The 22,851-nt window shown below is 41.5% G+C and carries 12 protein-coding genes; 1 reads left to right on the top strand and 11 read right to left on the bottom strand.

Features of this window, described 5'->3' with window-relative positions:
• Window positions 1-4: 4 nt before the first annotated feature.
• Window positions 5-982 (top strand): GlxA family transcriptional regulator, encoded by a 978-nt coding sequence (locus tag J2W55_RS15640; protein ID WP_310097434.1) that lies wholly within the window; start codon window positions 5-7, stop codon window positions 980-982.
• Between the two features lie 87 nt (window positions 983-1,069).
• Here the strand turns inward: J2W55_RS15640 and J2W55_RS15635 are convergent, their stop codons facing one another.
• The 11 genes from J2W55_RS15635 to J2W55_RS15585 form a co-directional block, all read right to left on the bottom strand.
• Entirely contained in the window at window positions 1,070-2,242 is a 1,173-nt protein-coding gene (locus J2W55_RS15635) for a hypothetical protein (RefSeq protein WP_310097432.1), read from the bottom strand.
• 31 nt (window positions 2,243-2,273) lie between these two features.
• On the bottom strand, window positions 2,274-3,032 hold the full coding sequence (locus tag J2W55_RS15630) for an SH3 domain-containing protein (protein WP_310097430.1): 759 nt from the start codon (window positions 3,030-3,032) through the stop codon (window positions 2,274-2,276).
• Between the two features lie 105 nt (window positions 3,033-3,137).
• Entirely contained in the window at window positions 3,138-4,454 is a 1,317-nt protein-coding gene (locus tag J2W55_RS15625) for an ATP-binding protein (protein WP_310097429.1), read from the bottom strand.
• A 15-nt stretch (window positions 4,455-4,469) separates the two neighbouring features.
• The gene (locus J2W55_RS15620; RefSeq protein WP_310097427.1) at window positions 4,470-6,224 is read right to left on the bottom strand and encodes a hypothetical protein; all 1,755 of its coding nucleotides are present in this window, start codon (window positions 6,222-6,224) and stop codon (window positions 4,470-4,472) included.
• 40 nt (window positions 6,225-6,264) lie between these two features.
• The gene (locus tag J2W55_RS15615; protein WP_310097425.1) at window positions 6,265-9,435 is read right to left on the bottom strand and encodes an eCIS core domain-containing protein; all 3,171 of its coding nucleotides are present in this window, start codon (window positions 9,433-9,435) and stop codon (window positions 6,265-6,267) included.
• Window positions 9,436-10,692, bottom strand: a complete 1,257-nt coding sequence (locus J2W55_RS15610; RefSeq protein WP_310097424.1) for an eCIS core domain-containing protein — start codon at window positions 10,690-10,692, stop codon at window positions 9,436-9,438.
• Between the two features lie 12 nt (window positions 10,693-10,704).
• Entirely contained in the window at window positions 10,705-12,252 is a 1,548-nt protein-coding gene (locus J2W55_RS15605) for a contractile injection system tape measure protein (RefSeq protein WP_310097422.1), read from the bottom strand.
• 33 nt (window positions 12,253-12,285) lie between these two features.
• Window positions 12,286-15,600, bottom strand: coding sequence for a hypothetical protein (locus tag J2W55_RS15600; protein ID WP_310097420.1), 3,315 nt, complete (start codon window positions 15,598-15,600; stop codon window positions 12,286-12,288).
• 3 nt (window positions 15,601-15,603) lie between these two features.
• Entirely contained in the window at window positions 15,604-18,663 is a 3,060-nt protein-coding gene (locus J2W55_RS15595; RefSeq protein WP_310097418.1) for a contractile injection system baseplate wedge protein, read from the bottom strand.
• The gene (locus J2W55_RS15590) at window positions 18,656-22,444 is read right to left on the bottom strand and encodes a baseplate J/gp47 family protein (protein WP_310097416.1); all 3,789 of its coding nucleotides are present in this window, start codon (window positions 22,442-22,444) and stop codon (window positions 18,656-18,658) included. The genes J2W55_RS15595 and J2W55_RS15590 overlap by 8 nt, the downstream gene beginning before the upstream one ends.
• Window positions 22,444-22,851, bottom strand: coding sequence for a gp25 family contractile injection system sheath assembly initiator (locus J2W55_RS15585; RefSeq protein WP_310097414.1), 408 nt, complete (start codon window positions 22,849-22,851; stop codon window positions 22,444-22,446). Before J2W55_RS15585 ends, J2W55_RS15590 begins: the two co-directional genes overlap by 1 nt.

The raw sequence follows: 22,851 nt of genomic DNA, 5'->3' as shown, positions 1-22,851 counted from the left end.
TCTTATGAAACATATATCAATACTGGTTCCTAAGCGGGCCATACTCGGGAGCCTGGAAGGCTCGCGCCAATTGCTTACGCAGGTGAACCAGTTTTTTATGGCCGCTGGCAAAGAACCCATTTTTAAGGTTGAGCTGGTAGGCCTTACCAAAGAAACACCTGTTAGCGGTGGTTTATTCACAGTTAATGCTAACAAAACAATTGGAGAGGTCACCAAAACCGATCTGGTTATTATCCCTGCAATCGATGGTGATATCAGTATAGAAGTTGAAAACAATAAAGAGTTTTTACCCTGGATAACCGAGCAATATAATAATGGCGCCGAAATAGCCAGTTTATGTATGGGTGCATTTTTACTGGCATCAACAGGGTTGCTTAATGGAAAAAAATGCGCTACTCACTGGATGGCTGCTAATGAGTTCAGAAAAATGTTCCCGGAAGTTAACCTGGTTACTGAAAAGATTATTACCGATGAGCAGGGTATTTATTCAAGCGGTGGTGCTTTCTCTTATCTTAACCTTATTTTATACCTTATTGAGAAATTTGCCGGCCGGGATATGGCAATTTTAAGCTCAAAGGTATTTGCAATTGAAATGGAACGAAGCACCCAGTCGTCATTTATTATTTTCCAGGGACAAAAAGACCATGCCGACGATCCCATTAAAAAGGCCCAGGAGTTTATTGAAAAAAACTACCAGGAAAGAATAACGGTAGAACAGCTGGCATCGATGTTTGCCCTGGGCCGCCGAAACCTGGAACGCCGTTTTAAAAAGGCAACAGCCAATACCGTGGCAGAATATATTCAGCGTGTAAAAATAGAGGCAGCCAAAGTGAGCCTTGAAACCTCCCGCGAAAACGTGAACGAAGTAATGTACAATGTGGGTTACACCGATACTAAAGCTTTTAGAACCACATTTAAACGCATCACTGGTTTATCACCAATTGATTATCGCAATAAATACCAGCGGGAATATGCCACATAAGCCAATCCTGCCACTCTCGGTTTAAAAACATCGTTAAAAGCCGGATAACCCTCCCTGTTATCCGGCTTTTTTAAACATGAAGAATCATTATCCGGCACCTGTTGTTTTGTCCAGTTCTAACTGGAAAATTTTATTGCTATCACTCACCTCAATGTTTTTACTTGCAGCCAGGTTTACAATAGTATCGCCATTTTTTGATGCCATGCTTGCGTAAAGGGTATATTTACCCGCGGGGGCTTTTGTTGTAAAACTGTCGCTTTGATCATCTGCCGGTTTGTCAAGTATTATCTCATCGCCTGTTTCCGGTTTCAGTGTAACAACCGCGGAGTTAAAGCCACCGTCAATAATATTTGCACCATCGGGCGTTGACGACAGATCAGATGCTAACTGGAGCTCAACGGTTACATCAACCATATTTGTATTATCAGAAGGTTCATTTGTGGTTGGAGTTGTGCTGTCGCTGGCGCCTATCGGAAGGACAAGGTCTTTAAGCTTATCGAGAAATTTCATGACACGGCCAGAAAAGAAACCGGATATAAATGAAAATAACAACAATCCCTTTCCTATGCTGATATCGGTCATTTTTGAGGAGCTATCGCCCAATAAATCATAACCAAGCACCAAAACAAGAGCACAAACCGGGGCATAAAACAATTTTGATACCTGCCCCGGTATTTCGGCTTTATTGAATGGCCCTGTCTGCGCTGTATCAGCTGTGGCGGCATCAGCATCCCCACTCTGGGTTATTTTTACGCCATTGGCATTACTTACGTAATAAATTAAACTCACCAACACACCTATAAGCGACCAAAATAAAACTTCAGCATAAGTTCCGGATCCAACAAACCAAAAGAAACTATTAACAATAATTTCCTTGCCATTGAGGTAGGTTTTTGCATCCTTATTATTCAGGTTGACCAGCAAACTGTCCATTTGTTTTAGATAGCGTTCCTGTATCTGACCGTTATATTCATTTTTTAACAAATTAAATAAAGCCAGGTCGCGCTCTTTTCTTTGAGCCAGCAGTGCTTTTTTTGCAGCCGGATCATTTAATTTCAACTGGACCGAATCAGGCTCGGGGTATGCTGCAAGTACATTATCTATATTTAACAGTTGAACGTTATCTAATTTTTTATGATCAGATCCGCCATAACAAACGTGCAACAGCATATATATTGCTACCACCAAAACAAGAGTAACGCAAAGAGTTAGCAACCAACCAGCGCCGGTCCACATTTTTGCTTTAATAAATGACAACATAATTTCTTTTTATTTAGGTTAAAATTTGTTTTTATGATAAATAGGCACTAAATACCCATTCCTCGACAGTGTTACTTATTTTGCTCCATTCGCCGGTGGTAGTAAAAACTGTTACCCTTGAGCCCTCTGTTATCGTACGTATAACTGAAAATGATTTACCTGGGCCCGAACGCACATTCAATATGCTTGCATTTACTGTTAGCACTGGTGACTCAGGCGCGGCTGTACTGCTTAACTGATCTATCCGGTTAGCTATCAAGGGGAAAAAGTTGGCTTCGGCCAATGTGATGGTATTAGTCCCGAAAAAGGCATTACCCGGACAAGTTTTCTGCTCATCGCCTACCTGGTTATTGTTAACCTTACTCTCCGGAAATCGTTTCCCTTTCTTGTCGAACCAATGGTGATAAACAACCTGTTCCTTTACCGGTTTAAGATTAAATTTTACACACAACAAAGCGTTTAAAAAAATAATAGAGTCTTTGTGCTCCAGGGTCATCTGATCATGACCCGAATCAAAATTCCCTAAGTTTTCAATACAAATAGCGCCGGTATTTGCCCCAAAAATACCTGCCGGCGTTGAATTTATTGGCCGGCACAAACCGATGTTTCCTGATGGGAAAGTGGTAATATTTTGCCCAATATCCCGCCATCCATTATCATGGATATGATAATCACGCATTGATTCAAGCCAATACATTTCGCCGTGATTAACAGTTAATGAACTATAATTGGGTTCCCAGGTATGGTGGTTCTGTATAACTGTAATCTGCCGTGAAAAATCAGTATTCATCAGGGTATTTTTGAAATTCCTGTGGTGAGTAAATGTGAAATTGGGCTAAGGCCATATAATTTTCCTCCTTTGATAATGTGGTTTAAGTATTTAAGATTTTATTGATCAGGTCATTGTTCGCTCCTCTTTACGGTATTCTTTCCTTATAGCTTCCATTAAATCGTCATTACGTATAAATTTATCATTTTTTGAAACGGACTGCAGCGCAGCATAATGAAGAATATTCAGGATAGCAGCGCCATTCAGTTCATATTTATCAGCCAGGTTTGGCAAATCAATGGCAGGTTCTGGCTTGTATGCCGCAGGAAATGACTTTTCCCAGAGTTTTAACCGCTCGGAAGCATTGGGTACAGCAAAGTGTATGATGGTATGGAAACGCCTTAAAAAGGCGTCGTCCATATTGCTTTTTAAATTGGATGCCAGTATCAACAGGCCCGGATAGTCCTCAATACGTTGTAATAAATAGCTCACTTCCTGGTTTGCATACCTGTCATGTGAGTTTTGTACATTGGTACGTTTGCCAAACAAGGCATCGGCCTCATCAAAAAATAATATCCAGTTTTTATTTTCTGCTTTAACAAAAACCTTTTCCAGGTTTTTTTCTGTTTCACCAATATATTTACTCACTACTTGTGAAAGATCAATACGATAAACCTCTTTATTTAATTGTTTGGCCAGCAAGGTAGCGGTTAAGGTTTTGCCTGTTCCGGAGGGGCCGTGAAAAAGGGCGCGGTAACCTGGTTTTATCTTCCTTTTTAACACTTCGTCCTGCATCAGGGTATCATTATGCTGCACCCATATCATGATCTCGTTAAGCTGGTTCTGCGTATGGCTGTTCAGTACAAGGTCGTCCCAGGTCATGGCAGTGCTTATATTTTTTGCAGGAAAATCAGGGCTGAACTTTGGCGGGGACTCTGTACCTGTTATTAAACGGGTAACCAGTTCCTGATCAAGTATAATGCGTCCGCTCATTAAAGGTTCGCCATCTTTTACCGGTTCAATAGATAACATCCCGTGTTTGGCCAAAATTCCGCTGGTTAAAAGGTACTGAACCGATATCCGCTTTTCAACATCATTGCCCGCCATAATAAACTGGGCCGTTTCGCCGGTGGGCAACAATCCTCTGTGATTGGTTCCTTTTATGCCACCAAATTCAGGAAAATCGCCCCCTTGCGGTAAAAACTCCTGTATAATGTTTTCAAAAAAAGTGGCTTTTACGTGCGGTATTAAAACTGTTAAAAGTATAATGTATTCTTCAAGCGGAAGTTTGTTCCTTATAATGAAGTTATTCAGGGGAGTACCATCATCCTCTATTTTAACGGCAGGAAAAACAATATCGGCATTATTAAAATGCGATTGCAGCCGGTTGTATATCACCTGGTGCAGAACCTCCAAAGAGTTTGTTATGGATTGAGCTTGCATTATATTTTATGTTGATTAAGGCTTTTTGGTATCACAGTCTTTTATTATTTCTGCAGATGGATGTTGTCCTACATCTGGCAAATTAGCTGCACTTAAAAGCATGATCGCTTTTTGGCAATGTTCATCAACTTTTGTTCTTACAGATTTGGGTGAATGCCACTTTTGAGTGTCCCTCTCCTTTGTTTTTGAGGCAAGGCACCAGAAATAGTTATTCCATTGATCCGGATGAACGCCGGTTTGTTTTTCCAGATATGTTTTGGCTATAGCGTCTGATCCAAATTGTTTACCTGCGGCGTCATTTACCGCATCCCTGAATTTGGCTAAACTTAAATTGAATGCCAGTGTAAAATCACTGCAATGCTCCTGTTCTCCTGCTTTTATTTTATCCGAACCAGATTGATTTATCTGCCAGTATTTATCATACGTTCCTTTGGGGCAATAATTTTGATCGGCGCCTCCACCACCTTCCTGTATGGTTAGCGAGCCCTTATCTTTAAACGTTTGTGGTAATAAATAAAACGAACTGACAGGCATACCTGCCGTTGTTGTTTGTAAAACCCCGTTTTTTAAAACAACCTCCGGATTGGTTAAATCAGCCCTGTTGAGTGTTGTTTTTCCAAATGAGTCATCGGTATTACCTGATTGTTTTAAAAACTCATCAATAGTTACTCCTTTGGGATCGCAGCTGGGGCCGGTACTTGCTTTAATTTCAGTTGGTTTAACCTCAGTAACACCGCCATCTTGTTTTACCTCGCCATTGTCAAACGTTTCGGTGTTATCAACAGCTTTAACATTTGTATTTCCCTCCTCGCCATCCTTTGATACAAAAGCGTCGATCTGGTCTTGCCGCGGGTCGGCAGATTTTCGTTGTACATCTGCTCCTTTAGGTTCGTCACGTTTTAAAAACTCAGGGATTCGCGCTATATCTATCGATAAAAATACTCCGCTCCCCTTTGGCAACTGATCATCAAACTGACCGGGAAGCGTGCGCATAATCCACATGGGCGACTGACCATCACCACTTACCAACATTGGTGTTGTAGGCAGTGTCTGGTTTAAAAACCCTTGCAAGTTAATAATGCCCCCGGCAAATTTTAGTTTAACAGAACCTCCGGTAATGTCAAATCCACTCTTTGGTGAGTATTCGCTGCTTACACCTAATGTAAGGTCAATTTTAGGAACGAAACTCCATTTTTCGTGCATCAGGTCTAAATAAGGCTTAAATTCAAATTCTGTATCAAATGAAAGCGCTTTGCTAGCTTCGGGTAATTTGTATTTAAATGACGATAAGGGAAAATATTCATGATACGGAATAAGAGAAAGCGGAAGGGCAATATTCTTATCGTCAAGCAACTTTATGGTATCGGCCCTAAATTTTGGATTATTAGCAAACGCCGCCCCTAATATACCAAGCGATCCTAAGCCAAAGCCAATTATGCCCGCTTTAAGCTCGGCAGGTTGTTTGTCCCATACTTCTTTTTTTAAGGCATCAGTTTGTTTTTCCTTCCATTCATCAAAACCCGGCTTATTGCTCAACTCATCCTTTACAACCGAAGCGCCCTCGGTAATCACTTTTCCGGGGTCATCCTCTCTTTGAACCAGGTTGGCGTTGGGCTTTAAGAATGTATTTTCACCCGGACCACCGGCGGGCATGCGCATTATTTGCCCATTAGCACCATTTAACTGGTTTACCGGCTGTTTGGGCTGAAAGAAAGCCTTAGCCCCAGCAGCAGTACTTGTTGATCCTTTATTTTCAATTTTAGTGTACATCCTGGTTTTGGTATCGATGATGATTGTTTTATTTATTCATTTATTCTGTTTTAAATCCTTTGTCGCCAGATAATTTACCGCTTGTTTTGGCGCCTTTTCCGGCCCCTCCAAGGGTAACTACCCTATCTATCCCATGTTTATCCAGGATCTTGGCAAAATCTTTTTGCACGGCCTCAGAGCCCAATTGCTCGGGTGCAAGTTTATTCTTCAGTATATAAGCATCAATTTCGGCTTTAGCCGCTTCAAGCCGGGGTAGTACTTTTTCTCCAATTTCTTTTGGAACACCCGGGTCGCCGGAATATTTTTTTATATCAGCAATATCATCAGCAAGGTTTTTAGGGAGGTTTTTTTCTAAAGCTGAAACCTTTGAAACCGTTGCGTCTGGTTTAACCGATTTATTATCCAAAAGCTTTATACGGTCGGCTTTGGTGTCATAGCTTATAGAATCTGTACCGGGTTCGGTAACCTCCGCTTTTGGAGATTTTACCAAGATTTCATTAGGACCACGGCCAAAAGCATCATCCAGTTCTCCGGAACGACCCCTGAACTCTGATTGACGCGATCTTACATACTTGCCAAAATCCTTTGTTTTAATACTTCCGTCAGCCAATCCGGCTTTCCATTTGGCATACATTTGTTTAAGCAAGCCTGGGTTTTCCAGTGCAAAGTCTTTGAGCGTGGTTTTGCCATCGGCCATTGTGGTGTTGTTGGTAGTTACCTCGTTGTGCAGGTCGGGCGCTTCCTGTTGTAACTGTGCCAGGGCTTTAGCTTCTTTCTCGGCAGCCATTTTTGCTTCTAAGGCTTTTGACGCGGCGGCCTTTTCTTCGGGTGTTGGTTCTGTTTTTGGTTGGTTTGAACCCGTTTCATCAGCAGGGCCGGAGCCTCCTCCGCCTGTTGTAGTACCTCCGCCAGTGCCTCCTTTCGCGGCTGTTGCCAGTACACCTACATTGGTAACAATTACAATGGTGCCATCAGCCAAAACCTTTATCCCATTTACCGGTACGGCATCGGGTATTGGCATGGTCATGCCTTTTGGCCCACCAGCTACAGCCCCCATGCCAGTTCCGCCTCCTGTACCCGGAGGGCCTTCAACAGCTGCAGGCGGACCGGGCAGCAGTTTTCCGGCAAGCATGGTAGCGATAGTAACTAAAACACGTGCGAGTATACCGCCCATAGCCTTGCCAAAGTGCTCAGCAGCTTCTTCTATCTGGTCAATATTTTTTGCCTTCGAACTTTCATCGCTGAGCCGCATCCACGCGACGGCAAAATTTTTGATCTCGCTAACTGTAAAAAGTGTTAAAAGCGCGGTTGTTATAGTTGCAGCTGTGGCTTTTGAAAAAATGGGTTCAGGTGCCATCCAGGCAGCCACATACAGGGTAATGCCAACCATTGTGCCACCTATAAAGATAGGATCGTTCACCAGCTGGATAAGTGCTTCCCGGCCACCGCCCCTAACATAGGCAGGTGAAGCGCGCAGCGCCATGCTCATCTTCATACCGTCATTAATATGCAGATCAGCATCATCAGTAATACCGTTTTGAATGGGGTGTTTCTTTAAATATTCCTTCCACAGGTCTTTTTCCCATTGCTGCAAGTCGTTCCAGCTTTTGCGTTTTTCGGGGTCAAAGTCTTTTTTATCTGTATCTCCCTTGGGCATATCTTTCACGCCCACATATTCCTTGTATTTAGCAATAATTTCTTTTACTTCATCAACCGTCATTCCTTTATCTCCGGTTTTTGATTTACCAGAAATTTTATCCTTGTTCTCCTGAACAAACTTTGCCCATTTTAACCAGCTTTCTTTGGAAGGGCCGCTTTCTTTTTCGGGCTTCTCAGTAACTTTGTTAAGGCCGTCCATTAAAGCAGTTACCTCATCAACAGACAAAACTTCGTTTTTTTCAAGCTTGGCTGTAATATCATCCGCGGTTTTGGCGGGAATAAGACCTTTATCTTTGAGTTTTTGTACCTCGGCAGCATTGTTAACCTGTACAACAGGCGCTTTTGTATCTTCAGGAACGTCGGTAACCGCATCTGGAATTGGCTCATTATCGCCTGTACCGGTGCCTCCCTTTACGCCATCTTTCGATCCGCCTTTAACTCCGTCAATTTCGCCACCTCTAACCGCGTCTTTGTCCCCTTTTTTCTCCTCCGGCTTTTTCTCATCTGATTTGTCATTTCCCTTTGGCGTATCTTTTTTATTGTCAGGGCTTTTAGGCTGATCGCCTGAACTATCACCGCTGTTTCCATCGCCTCCGCCTGGTCCAACAGGTACCTGTGATGGAGAATCATGTACTTCAATAGGAAACTCACCTGTAAACACCAGGCTACCCGGTGCAGGTGATTTGTCGTTCCCAGTAAAATATAATACAAGGCCTGATTTTTCAACATCAATTGTCAAGCCCTTACCTGTTTTCTTTCCGGTATGATGACCAACCGGAATGTTATCTTGGGAAGAAGCATAACCAAATGTGCGACCTGTTGAAGTAGTTACAGAAACTGATGATGGGGAACTTGAACCCGGCGGGTTTTTAACCACACGCATAGATACAACGATTTCACCACTTTGCAGTTGCGGCAGTTTTTTACGGGCCAGGTACAGCGGAGCAGGAGTAAAAGCTTTCCTAGTTACACCCGAGGTACCTGGCGCCGAAGATTGCTGCATTACATGGGTTAGCTCGTGAGCCATTAATCTTTTACCACCATCGCTATCGGGCGAATATTGCCCGCTGTTAAAAACGATGTTATTACCGGTGGTGTAAGCAAGCGCGTTAACAGACTGTGCTGATTTTGCCGCTACCGAATCGGTATGGATGCGTACGTTTGAAAAATCATGTCCAAACCGCGGCTCAAAAAACTGACGGCTGCTCTCGGGCAGGGTTTGCCCGGATGACCCCAAGGATCCAACATAACTATCCAGTTCGGCGCTTCCCTTAACTTCTGAATTTGACTCCTCTTTTCGGTGCAATTTTTCCTCATCTTCACAATGCTGGCATTTACGCCGTATACTGTCAGATGTGGGCCTAAAAAAAGGTTTCGTGTTTTGAACAGGATCATTCATACGCATCACATGATCGGCCATAGCGTCAGCTTCCTGTTCATAAATATCATTGGGTTGATTTACCGTAAGCCTGGGTTGAAAAAATACAGATCCTGAAGACTGTGGAACTTTCAGCTTCTCCGTTTGGGCTCTATATCTTTCCGTTGAATTCATTTAAATAATTGGGCAACTTGGATCAAATGGCGTTATTCCATAAATATCGGCAACAAGGCTTGCATAACATTCGGGTTCGGTTCTTCTGGCGGCAGATGATTGAGCAAATGGAGCAGCGTCATGATCACCAAAATGCAATGTCATGTGCGAAACTTCGTGTATCATGCCAATTGCCTGCTGGTCGGGTGCATTAATTCCCCAAAAACCTGAGCATATCGCCATTTCGTTACCATGGCCGGCAGAACATGATGCCAGTATAGTGTTTGTGCCGCAATGGTGTGTGCAACTACCTATAGTGGTATGACTGGTACCTGTGCATTTAAAGTTTATATTTCTTTCCAGGAAGTGACTGATGTTTCCGATGCGGGTTGATAAAAATTGCAGTTCCGAAGCCTGTGCTTTCAAAAGCGTATCATGCAAGGTATTGTTAAACCTATTTTTAAATCTTGCACCTGATGCAACCGGGTCGCCAAACCTTCTTCTATAAAAACCAAATGTTGTTGAAGCGCCAAATGTAGCATCCTGGATAAATAAAGATTCGCTAAACAGCAGTAACGAGGCACCAAGGGCCATTAACACAGCCCTGTCATTTGCTGCCCGTATAACCGTTAATGGGTCTGACGGGGCACTATTTGCGTTGGCGGTGCAATGGGTGTGTGCACCAACCGCACGCTGGATCTTTCTGCTTACGCTTGCTCCCTGTTGTACAACATGGGTTAGCTCGTGAGCCATTAATTTTTTACCGCTATCACTTTCAGGTGAATATTGGCCGCTGTTGAAAACAATATTATTGCCGGTAGTATAAGCAAGCGCATTGATTGACTGTGCTGATTTAGCGGCTACCGAATCGGTATGGATGCGCACGTTTGAAAAATCCTGACCAAACCGTGGTTCAAAAAACTGGCGGCTGCTTTCGGGCAGGGTTTGCCCGGTTGAACCTAATGATCCTACATAATTATCCAGTTCATTGCTTCCGTGCGCCGCGGCCCCGGAGCTTTCTTTGCGATGCAGCTTTTCTTCCTCCTCGCAATGCTGGCATTTGCGTTGTACATTATTTTGAGCTGGCTTAAAAAATGTAGATTCGCTCATTTGGGGCATGCTCATGACCCTGTCGGCCATGCTATCAGCTTCCTGTTCATACTGGTCGCCGGGTTCATTTACCTGTAATTTAGGCTGCACCAAACGCCCGGGAAAAAACGCGGCGTTATTTTGAGCTTTAGCTGCGTTTTGAGATTGTGTTTCTTTTACTGCTAACATAACTATTTCATCTTAATACCAATCCACATTTAATATTTGCTCCATCCACGGCAAGCGTATGGTTGAAAATCCCCAGGGGAGTTTGTTTAACAAAACATCAACTGTTTTTTGCTCAACGGTTAGCAGCCATCCATTTTCTTTTTTGGTTAATTTCCCGTCACGTTCAAAAAAAGCACTTCTAAGGCCTTCGGCCGAAGTGTTTTTTAACGGTATCCAATGGTCTGTTACCGCCTTTAATAATTTTTTTGATTCCGCCTTTTCCTTCCTGCTTAAAATTATGGATGCCGGTAAGGTGTCATTAAAAGGGTAACCGCATAATATCTTTTCAAGTATGAGGTCAAATTCAGCTGCATGCCCATTTCCGGTAGCTAAGTAATGAAGCAATAACACAGCCCGCTGGCGGGATCCGTTATCTGCGAATTTTTCATCATTTAGTAATTTAAGATCAGCAAAAAAGGGTTTTAAGAAATAATGGAGAATTACCACTCCGCAGTTTTTAATATATAACGATTCCTGCCCCACAAGGTTATCGTGTTTTGAAATGGAAGCACTGCGTGATTTATCTCCTGTTTTATTTTTACTTATAACATCTTTATCATTAATAGATTGAGGTTTTTCTGTAGTTTTCGGTTCATCTGCAACGGCGCCAGTTTTGGGATTTTGGTTAGAATCCTCCTGCATTACCAGGAACATTTTAAGCTCGTTAAACCCATTTTTTACAATGTCTGTTTTAAGCTGTCTGTTTACCAGAGCTTCTATAGGCGCCGAAATATCTGTGCCGGCTATCCCGAAATGCATGGTTAGTAAATTCAATGCCCTGAATACAAGCTCACTATCTTCCGCACCCGCAAATGCCGGATTATTTCCTAAAGCCGGATCGTTGACTAAAGCTTGAAAAAGGCATGTCCATACCTCAGTACGAACCGGGCCGATCTTTTTTGTGCAATTACTTAATATACAAGTAAGGTCATTATAAATATGACCCCATGCATCATCTGTTGAAGGAACAACGGTTGATAATAACTTTTCCAGAAAAATGTCACTGAATTGGAGAATAAGTCTTTGTAGCACAACCGGATTAGTTTTATAATTATCCTTGAACCAATCAAAAAAGTACTGGTTTTTATTACCGTCAAAGGATTTTAAAATGTCTGCCTCCCAATCAGTTATTGCCTTTACAGAACAGTACCACGGAAGGGTACCGTTTTCAAGAAAATATATAAAAGCGTTTAATGCCGATTGGTTGCTGTCTAATATTTCATCATTATTACCATCGTTTATCGTGTCTTTTTTTGCCGACAAGCTCTTCCGGAGCGTTTCAGTGAAATTATCTTTAAAGTCCTGCTCAAAATTTTGAGAGCTAATATTTCCTAAATCCAGCTGAAGCGAATCAATGCGTATAATGTCGTCGGATGGAAACAATTCATCAAAAATAGCTTCCATCCTTCCGGCTAATTCATGCTGCAGTAAGGCACTGACACGGTTTTGAAAAGCGTGCGCATCTTCCAGTTTAAGGACATTTAAAATAACCTTTTGCTTATGAATAATATGCCTTGACATTTGTAAATTATTTACCGCCCGTTTTTATTCGGTCTATTTTTTCTTTTTCCTGGTGAAAAGTTTTTCAATATTTCCTGGCCTTCTTATTGGTTCAATTGACGGTTCAAACAAACCATTTGCAGAAACATGCAGTATTTTGGTAATTTCGGTTTGATGACAATTTCCATTAGATACCAAAAGAGTTACTTTCACTTCTTTCTCGCCTTGTTCGCGGTTATATTTGAGCATCACGGTGGCAACCCCCAGTGTTGAAAGATCCCGTACCTCCCAACTTGGATCAAAGGTCCATTTATAAACAAAGCTTGCATCCTGATCTTTCGGAGTAAATTTTGCATTTATAATAGCATCTGCATTAATACCAGAATCAAATGAGAACTCACTTCCCGGAGTTGGAAGCACCGTAACTATGAATGGATCGGAGCTAACACCATTTACAGTATAAACTATGGTGTATTTGCCTTTTCCGGCGGTTGCAGGTGTAAAGGTTTGATTTTTTTGGTCAAGCCCGGGCACTGTATTAAATGTGCCATTGGGTATTGATACTCCAATTTTTTCCTGATTGGCATCGTTATCACAAAAAGTGCTGTCCATTGTTATCACCGGTTTTTCCTGAACAGGCGGCGGGGTTTCCTTTTCGGGCATAACATAGGCTACCGGCGAACAATCAGAGCAACATAGATAAGGGATATAGAAATCGGCAATTACAGCGCCATTTGGTACCTGAAATTTTGATGCAGCGGCGGCTCTTCCTGTCAAAATATCAATTAAGCTCTGTTTGTCTGTCTCGGAGATCTCCTTATTATCAACAATGACTTTTTTAAACCGGTTAATTGTATTTTCATCCAGGTTTGTAACGGCTGCTGCTTTAGCATTTTCCACAGAGGCAGATGCCATCATTGCCGATCGTTCGGTTACTGTAGACTTTGCCCTAAAAATAGGTGATCGCGTGTCACTTATAACAGTACCCGCAACATCAATTAGCCCGTCGGGTACCCTTGTGGTTACCGACACGTTTTTATAAACCAATACCAGGGTGCCTCCTTTTGGCACACCTGCCTTATGCTCAAGGCCGGCATGATTTTTATAATACTTTAAAAATGTGAGCTGCTGTTTGTATTGGGTAAGCCTGCTGGTGTATTCATCTTTTAATACCTGCAAACGTTCATCAATGCAGATGCTGGTAAGTACACCAAAAGCTTCAACCAATAGATCTATTTCATAATCTTCAATAAAAGTTACTGTAGTTGAGTCTTTAGGGCCCACATTTTTTACGGTAAGTATTATTAAGGCATTAATTGCCAGCGTGGTGTCTCTAAGGTAATTCTGGTATTTTAAGCCGAAGTCGTCCATATCAATATTGGATATGGTATGTGTGTTTAAAGCAAACATCAGCTCCTCAACCGTATGTACAAACTGGAAAAAGTAGTAATACAAAGCTGAAAGCGGATTATTCTGATCTATAGATACCGGATTATCAAACACCCCCGCATTATTTAACGAACTTAGATAACCGCTGCCTATGGTATTGGGTAAAGCAGGGCAGTATTTCCGTAAAAAATCGCCCTTTTTATAAGCCGTGTTCAATACCATTGACATTTCGGCACCGCGCGCAGCCGCCAGCTTAAATTCAGAGAACTTTATTGTTTCGTCCTTTGGTACGTTTGTAAATACACCAGGCGTTGTTGGATTTGTTTGTGGCGTATATGGCAGCTTGGTAACAAAGCAAAAAGTAACATGTATCTTACACATGGCTTCGCTAACAATCAGGTTATAATCAGTTTCTAAATCACGGATATTGCAATCGGGCAATGTAGCGTCACCGCTTAACTGCTCGGCTGATATGGCAACTACATCAAAAGGCAGGTTATAATTTAACCGCTGCGTAAGGATTTCTGATAAAACTGTTTGATAATTTTGACCAATATGTCCTTCAACCCTAAAAAAATTATATTGCTCAATATCGTATAAAAGTGGTTTTACTACAGCCGCATTGGTGCTATATAAACTTGAATTATAGCTTAAATTGAGCGTTGCGTTGCCCTGGCTGGTTTTATAGTAACTCCATGATTTATATAATTCGGCACCGGCTGCATTGAGGTTATAGTAATATGGAATGGCTCTTTCTGAAAGCCATGGCCGCCTGTAAAAGCTGGGAGTTATCCTTATAACCGCTCTGCGTGAAAGCTCCTGGCTTTGTATTGTAAAATCCTTCATCAACAGCACCATGCGTTGAAATAAAAGGATAACCTCGGCCGATTCCGTACTCATCTTTGAAAACAGGGGCGAGTAAATAAAATAATTACGATAACTGTCTTTTGCATAAGCATTGGTAGACAGTGATGCATCGCCTAAAATTAAATGGAGAGGAAATAAGTTTTCGTCAGGGCAACATGTGGAAATGATGTTGGATACTTTAGCTGAAAACTCATCATATGCCTTGATCAAGTCGTCTATAAAATCATAAAAATATTCAATAAATACCGGGTTTTGTTTCAATACCAGATCGCGATACTTTTTCAGGTCATTAAGCATAGTTACAAACGGATTTGAACTTACTTTTGAAATTGCGCTGTATTTTTGCCAGGTGTTAGTATAAGCATTTGACACCTGGCTAAGTGTAGTGTCATCTACCAGCTTAAAAAAAGCATTCAAGATGTCGTCCGTATTATTTAAATCGGTATAGGGTACGTTAAAGCGTTTTAAGGGTATCTGAGGCGGTAATATTATTTTACCGTCAGTTCCGGGCATGGGTGTCCCCGTAATTTTAGTAATATCCGGCAGATCAGTCTTAGCAACCAGCAATGGTTTCACTTGGAAGGCCATCTTTTCACCTTTATTATTGCAATCCTGAGTGTCGCAATTTTTAAGGTCAGTTTCCCTGGCTTCCAAAAACAGGGCAACTACATAATTACTTAAATTGCTCGCTACGGACGACAGCGTTTTTGCATTAAGTTTTTGAGCGTTTTCCATCGCATTAAACTCATCATCGGAGAGCAGTTGCCAAACTTTTTTACCCGTACAATATGGTTTGTAAAATGGCAGATCGCCTTTATCATAAATAAAAGGCAAATCATTAGGTACATCAATAGCCGCATATGGCAGGAAGTATGTATACCGGGTTGTATCTTGCGTTATCAGGTAACCTTGTGAGGTAACCCCGCAACCTTTGGTTATTTCAATAACTCCTGTATTAAGCACAATATCAAGCCCGCAAACAATACCAATACCTATCAGTTTGTTGCGTGTCCACCGATTTTGCTGATCAAGATAATTAAACGTTTCATTGAGGTGGTCATTGGTGAGCACCTGATCTGGTTCGAATACGATGTATTCTATTGGATTTGCCATATATCATTTTTTTAAAGATCCTAAAATGGTTTTACCCAGCATTACCGGGTTGGTATCCTTGCTTTCGTCACAATCGTGCAAAGTGGCTACCGGGTATTCACTATGTAAATTAAACAGCAGCTGCACCATGGTGTTATTTGCCGTTAGCAGATTAGCTATAGTTGTTTTATCGAATGAATAATTTGCCAAAGCCGTTATCCAGGCTTTATAAGCGTTTTCAAAATCAAAAAGCGACTGATCATTTATCCAGCAAACCTTTACCATGGTGTGAGCAGGTACTTCCTGCCTGATGATATCCTCAAAATAATTTCTGAAAGCCATACTGCGAAAATGGACAGGCCAGTAGGGCAATACAATTGACATTTTGAAAGAATAAGGGTCTTGCTCGCCGCAGAAATCGCAATTGGGATCCAAACACACAGGCGGAAAGTTAAACTGGTTGTTACGCGGCCTCAGTAAAAGATGCTCAATAAGGTGAAGCCCATCAGCATCACATTCCGTATTGAATTCGGTTATGAATTGTGCCAGCGCAATATTTGCTTCCTGTTCTGATGTAAAATCGTTGCTTATAGCCAGTTTATTGTCTTCATCATCTGTAATATAAATATTCCAGTTAACGCCTGTTGCCCTAACCCTGTAACTTTGACCGGCCAATACCCTATCCATAAATGAAGGCAACTCATTGTTAAGTTCATCCTGTGTGGCATAGGCCTTTACAGAGGTAAGTGTACCTCCATGCTGATTACTGAATACAAACTTATATTTAACCGGAGTATCGGCTGTGGTTATAATAGTAGCATTACCTATACAGTACAAAAAGCGGCGATAGTAGTTGTTTATACCTCCCAAATGGCAAAGCTTTTTTTCCAAACCCGAAACATTATCGGTATCCCATAATTTACTAACGTCAACCGTAAAATCAGGATTAGGCGGAAAGTAGTTTTGAGGGAAATAATTAAACGCCCGGCCTCTTTGGTAGCTGATGGAAGGATAGTCTTTTAAAAATGAGATCTTACTATCTATCAGGTTGGCAGGGGTTATATGTGTTTCTTGTTGGGTTGTATAATCGAGTGAATAATTTAGTAAAACATATTCATTAAACGATTCGCCAAACCTGCTCATCAAATGATCAAGAAAGCGATTGCGGCGGTCTGAGAAAACATCATTTGACTCATACAATTTTTGCCAGTCGTTCACCGGAGAAGCCGTTGAATCCTGATTTTGCATAACCAACTGGTTAATAGTTTTTAATGAGCCGTCTTGTTTATAAATTGGTTGAATGTTTTTGATATCGCCCAAAAACTGAGCATAATAGGTTTGAACGATGTTATCAGTTGAAAATAATTCCCTGGCGCCGCTTAACTGCGAAAAGAAATCGGCAAGTAGCTGGTCAAATAACAACAAATAAGCCTGTAATTGCCTGGCCTGCGCTTTTCGTTCGTCACTTACTGTTGATGGTAGTCCTGCCGCGCCAATACCGTATGTTTGGGGAAAAAGATATTCTATCGAGGTATAATTCTCCAGCGGCGAATATTTACCGGTTGGAACGGCCAGATCATCGGTATGCCCCGAAAGCTTGTTACGAGCCTTTACCGCTCGCAGCCATTTTAAGGTATCACGAACTTCGGCGAGGGCTGGCAAATACGGAAATTGATTTTTGTAGAACAGTAGTTTTGACTTGGTTTCTGAAAACACAGGTTTGCATCCGGTTGTAACCGGCATACACCAGCTCCTTGCGGTTTGGCCTGCAACAGGTTTATCATCAGCCCCATATTTTGTCATTAAAAAATTGCGCGCTGCCAGTACCCCATCAATATCCATGATCAAGCTAATGATATCTGAGGCGTATATTTCCTGGCGTAGCTGGGTTTGTTCCAGTTCGGCGGTATCAATAAACCCATGTTGCAAAACAGGGCCTTCAAATATGGTATCAGTGGTATAACCCTTGTCCTGCAATTCGCCCAACAGGTAAAAATTTACAGATGGGTTCAGGTATTCTTCAATGGCATAAAATACTTTAGCTTGTATTTGTTCCATATCAGCCGATGGCGAAACCTCTATATCGCAGCAAATAGCTATTTCTTCGTCTTTTATTGTGGTAACGGTCACAAAATCCTCACACAGGTTACGGTTTTCGTTCAATGTGCGGATAGCGGTCTGGACAATGTGTTTTGAGCGCTGGATCTTTAACAGGTATAAGTTTAATACCTGTGCTGTAAAATTGGCGCCAAAAAAATCCTGAATATCGCTTGCCGTTACCTGCTTTCCCGATGGTTGCAGATCAATATCAATAATGCCGGTAAGTGAAGCTGAAGCACTGGCCCCGCCTATTGTATAACTAAAATCAATTTTAATAGTGATGTTATTACCTGCAGGAAAGCTGGTGCTTATTGCGGTAGCCGAATCAGGATCAGCGGCTAACAAAGAGGCTACTTTGGCATCGTTCCATACCGGAAAAATGACTGATAAGCTGACATCGCCGCCTTTGAATTTACTTGAAGAGGGATTTAAAACCTGCAATTCGCCGTTGTTCATGTCACCAAATTGCTGATCGAAATCCAGGTCTAATAATACCTTATACAAACCCGATAAATAAACAGGATGGGGCGTTTGCTTGTATGATAGCGCATCCAGTTTACAATCAGCAAATAGGGCAATTTCACCAGCTGGAATACCTTTTTTACCTACGGTATAAAAATCATCGTATAAAAACCAGGCATTGTGTACCCCTACTATATCTATCAATAGTTTACGATAATCATTAACGGTGAGTGGCGATTGAGTAAGAATGTTTTTAGCGGTAAATAATGTTTGTGAAGCGGCTATTTTTCCATTGGCATCGGTAAGCAGGTCTTCCATGGGCAAATCAGTCCTGTAGCCTAATTCAGTAATGGCATAGCAAAGTGCTTCTAAAATGGTTATACCAGGATCATGCTCGTTATAGTCGGTCCATATTTTGCCACTTAATTTTTCAATGTAACTCAGGCCAGCCTCTCTCAGAAAAGCGTAATCCTGGTCGGCAATAAGGCCCGGATCTTTTTTTATTACTTTTGGCTTATCCATTACAATCACAGTTAGCTGGTGAATTAATCAGGTGTTTTACCTTTGTTTCTTCGTTATAATATGATACTAAGATCGATCGGGCAGTGCTTGCCACAGCTTCCTCTATATTATAGAGCGCCTGTTTAACAATTTGTCCTTCACGAAGGATAATGTGGTTCATCTTAAAACAGGTTACAAAATCAACATAGGGCCTTTCTTCAATAAAGTTTAATACCACAGATTTTTCGATGGTATTGCCAAACTGAATTGCCTGCGGGTTACCAAAAGCCCATGGTGTTAAAAATTGCTCAATTTCATTGCTTAGCTGGTTACTGAAATAAGTGGGATCGATATTTTCATGGAATGTGACACTAAAATCAAACTGAACTTCCTCAAACTGCGGGTTGCATAAATGCAGTTTAACAAAGGGTGATGTGAGTGTTTTTACGTACTTCTCTATTTCGGTTAATAACCCGATGCTGGTGTAAGGCCTCAATGGATTGGCCGTGTTTAAATGCGTAAGATCAGGAATAGTGATAGCCATAACGTGCCCGGCCAGCGTTTCGCTGTATTTTTGTTGATTGGTATTTTCATCTATTAAAAAACCGGTATGTTCAATACATTTTACCTTGAAAATTTGAGGGAAATACTGCAATATCAAACGTTCGTAGTCCCAGGCAGTAATAGCACGGTGTTTATGGCGTAATCTTTCGCTAACACGCTGATAAAACTGATCATCAGTTTCCTGCACGCGGCCGTCAAATGAGGTATAGGGTTGCAGTGTTTTTTTTAATGCGGCATCTGCTACGGCGGGTTTACTGATTGTATTTGGCGGTAATGCCTTAGTAAATACAATATTTTGGGCAATATCCTGCGTAAATTGTGCTTTGGCTGCGTTGGTATCAACAGCAATTAAATTACATATGGCATCGGTATCATGCTGAACAACTGCTTTTATCCATATAAGCCCGTTATCAGCGCGGGTGTTATCTGATGTAGCGTCGGCAGGTACATTAACAATTACAAGGCCTGATCGGGTCAGGTTATTGGTTTGATCTGTTATGGATTGTTTTTTAAATAACAGCCAGTTATTATTGCTTAAATAATACCAGGCTACCTGCGTCATATTTTTTAATGGGTTAGCGCTACCATCAGACAGTTGAAACAGCATCGAGAAGGTTTCGTCGGCTTTAGCATTACCCAAACCAATCCATAGTTCGCCCCCATCATCTGTAACTATCCCATCTTCCAGATCAAATACGGGCATTAAAGTAAGCGCATCAGTTGTAACACCCGGGTGCATTTCTCGAAATCCAAAAGGTTCCAGGTGATAAAAGAAATTGCTGCGGTCATTAAAGCCGGCTTTATTAAAGGTCACGGTGTCCTGAGCCGAGTAAGTTATGTTGATAGACTTGAGAACAGGGTGATTGGGAACCGGCATATCGGCGGTATCAACAGTATAACTGGTAACCACCCCATTAGTACTGTTTACCTTGACAGATGGCTTAGGTATTTTACTCAAAAATGTGCTCAGGCTATAATCATTCCCTATTAACTCAAACTTTAAATAGCCGTCCACAGCGGTAATCGTATAATCCTCATTGGCTGTAAAATCCTGAGGGGATTGTACAATATTTTCCAACCCGCTGATATCCACTTCCGCCGGCGGATCAATATGCCATATACCGGTTGATATAATACCCTGTATCACATCATTTAGGCTCAATGACAGATCATCTGCGAAAATATTTTCGAACTGAAGGTTTTCAGCCTGTAACAAGTTTTCTTCAACTACGCTATCAGCGGCAAGCATTAAAGTGTTGTCTGCCGCAAATTCATTTGAGATTGTTAAATTATCACTTGAGATAAATCCTTCAGCTATTTGAAAATCAAATGATTCAATTTTAGAATCAGTGATCACAATGCTTGATGCATATATACTTCCCTTATCATAAACAGCTGCCCAGTCACCCTTAGCCAATGAAAATATATTTGCCTGGGATGTGGATATAGGGACTTGCTGCCAATCAAGGTCGATAGTTAATTTAGTGAGGTTTTTTTGAAAAATTTCTTTACTGCCAATAATGAATGAAGCCCCCGCTTCCGGAAAATCACCAAATGGTTTAAACGGTTTGGCGGGGTTAATTTTACCATCATCATTTTGCAGGATCAGATTTTTAACCGCGTTAACACTTACGGCGACTGTTACCTGAGTTAATTTGGGAATTTTTATTTTTTGGTAGGTTTTATAATCATTGAGCAATACTTGCACCATAGGCAGCGCAACCTCAAAGTTACCGCCATGCAGCTTTGCAGAATACGGAACTATAGCTGGTGCATCGCCCTGTAAGATCACAGATAATGAAAAGGTGTTATTATCAATTACTATAGCTGTATAGGCGGGCGCGGTATACCAGTTTTTTTTACCGGTTAATTGAATACTGAATATTCCGGAAAGATCGGCTGCGGTTATATTTGTTAAATTGTCACAAGTAAAAGTCAGTGTTACAGTGCGTTCACCTTCATTCAAGTACAACACATTTGATGCTATGGCAAAACCCACAGCAGCGGGTTTGATATTTTTGGGATTGCCAAACGGGAACCAGGAACTATCAGTACTTAATAGCTTTGCCCCTTGGCCGTCTTCTGAATTAGCAATTGGTGAGGCATATAATGTTGTTGGAGCAATATCTTTATTAAGATATATGGATTTTAAAGCCTGCACACTGGCCTTTTGCACTACGAGATCGTCGGTAAGAGAATAAAACAAGTCCTTATTGTTAGCGTCTTTCCCGGCCTTAAATGAAGTCCCTTTTGGCAATAAATGCTGGTCAATATTTTTTTGCAGCTCGAAAACAAGGTGCACGAAATCGGCCTCAGCAACATTATTGCTCAGCTGCAAAACTTGTTTATAATAAAAATCCAGGTGTTTTTTAGTGTATTGGTTTAAATGCTGTTGCGCAAAGCCAAACAGTTTTAAAAATGCAAGGTATAATGCATAGTGCGGCGTATGAGTTGGATAATCATCCAATGTTTCGGCCAGGTAAGCCGGGGTACGACTTACTATATTCACTATAGCCGCTATAAATGACTGTAAAGCACCGGTAAATAAATTGTGCGTAAGAATATGGTTAATATCATCATGCACCGTTCCACTTAAAGTAATTGGAAACGCCGTAACAGGCGGATTAACCGTAAAAGGTTCATTCAGTGCAACAATTTGAAAATTTTGCGACAAAGTAATTTTGTCAACCGGTGTTGAAGTATCAATAAGCGTTGAGTTTGCGTCAATAAGCCCGGCAACAACAAATTTTTCATAATATTGATGTAGTAAGCTCAATGGAACTGCCACCTTTGACGAAATAGAAACCGCCAAAAAGGTTTTGTAGCTTATATTGTCGGTTAAATGCTCATAGGCATCATCAAGAGCTACGGTAACAGAAAAAATAAAGTCAAAAAGTATTTTAAAGTTGTTTTTGGTATCTGTGTCATTGGCCGCGGTTATAATTTTATCGTTTAAATACTTAATAAATGGTGCGTAGGCATCCGTTTTCCATTCGGCCACAGAGGCAATGATTACCGCTAGATCTTTGCTCATGAGCTGTTGCCAATCGCCATTTACGGTATTGGTATTATCATAATAATTAAGCCACGAGCTATATTTTTTTGTGAGCAGGATCAGATCAGCAGGGGTTCGCTCATCTACCAGGGCACATTTTGCCAGTAAAGCATCCAATGCACGCTGCGCCTGGCTGGTGCCATTATAGGATAAAAGCTTGGTATCGAAACAATTATTTGCCATTAGTGTATTTCTGTTCCTTCGTTTTTATAGTAAGGATATACAAAATTGAACCTTGAATTTGTAGTGCGAACGGTGTAGTTAAGGATGATCAGGATCACGCCTTCTGTTTCGCGGCTGTCGTCAACCTGTATTGAGCTCAGATCAATGCGGGGCTCATAGTAAAGTATGGCCGTTTTGATCATTTCGCGTATATAGGTTTTAAAGGTGGTGGTCATCGGCTCAAAAAGCATCTCGTCAAGATTACAGCCATAATCAGGCACCATAACCCGTTCACCCTTGCGTGTGGCCAGTAGTATTTGCAAACTAAGCTGAATATCAGCCTCATCGCTTGTCATGATCACCGTATTTGCAACGGTGTCAAATGCCGGCGGAAAACTCCACCCCGTTCCTAAAAATGAATCAGACAT

Source organism: Mucilaginibacter pocheonensis (genome assembly GCF_031456535.1).
In the GTDB taxonomy this organism is placed as follows: domain Bacteria; phylum Bacteroidota; class Bacteroidia; order Sphingobacteriales; family Sphingobacteriaceae; genus Mucilaginibacter; species Mucilaginibacter pocheonensis.
The sequence above is the reverse complement of the archived record's forward strand: the minus strand, read 5'-3'. Positions and strand labels throughout refer to the sequence as shown.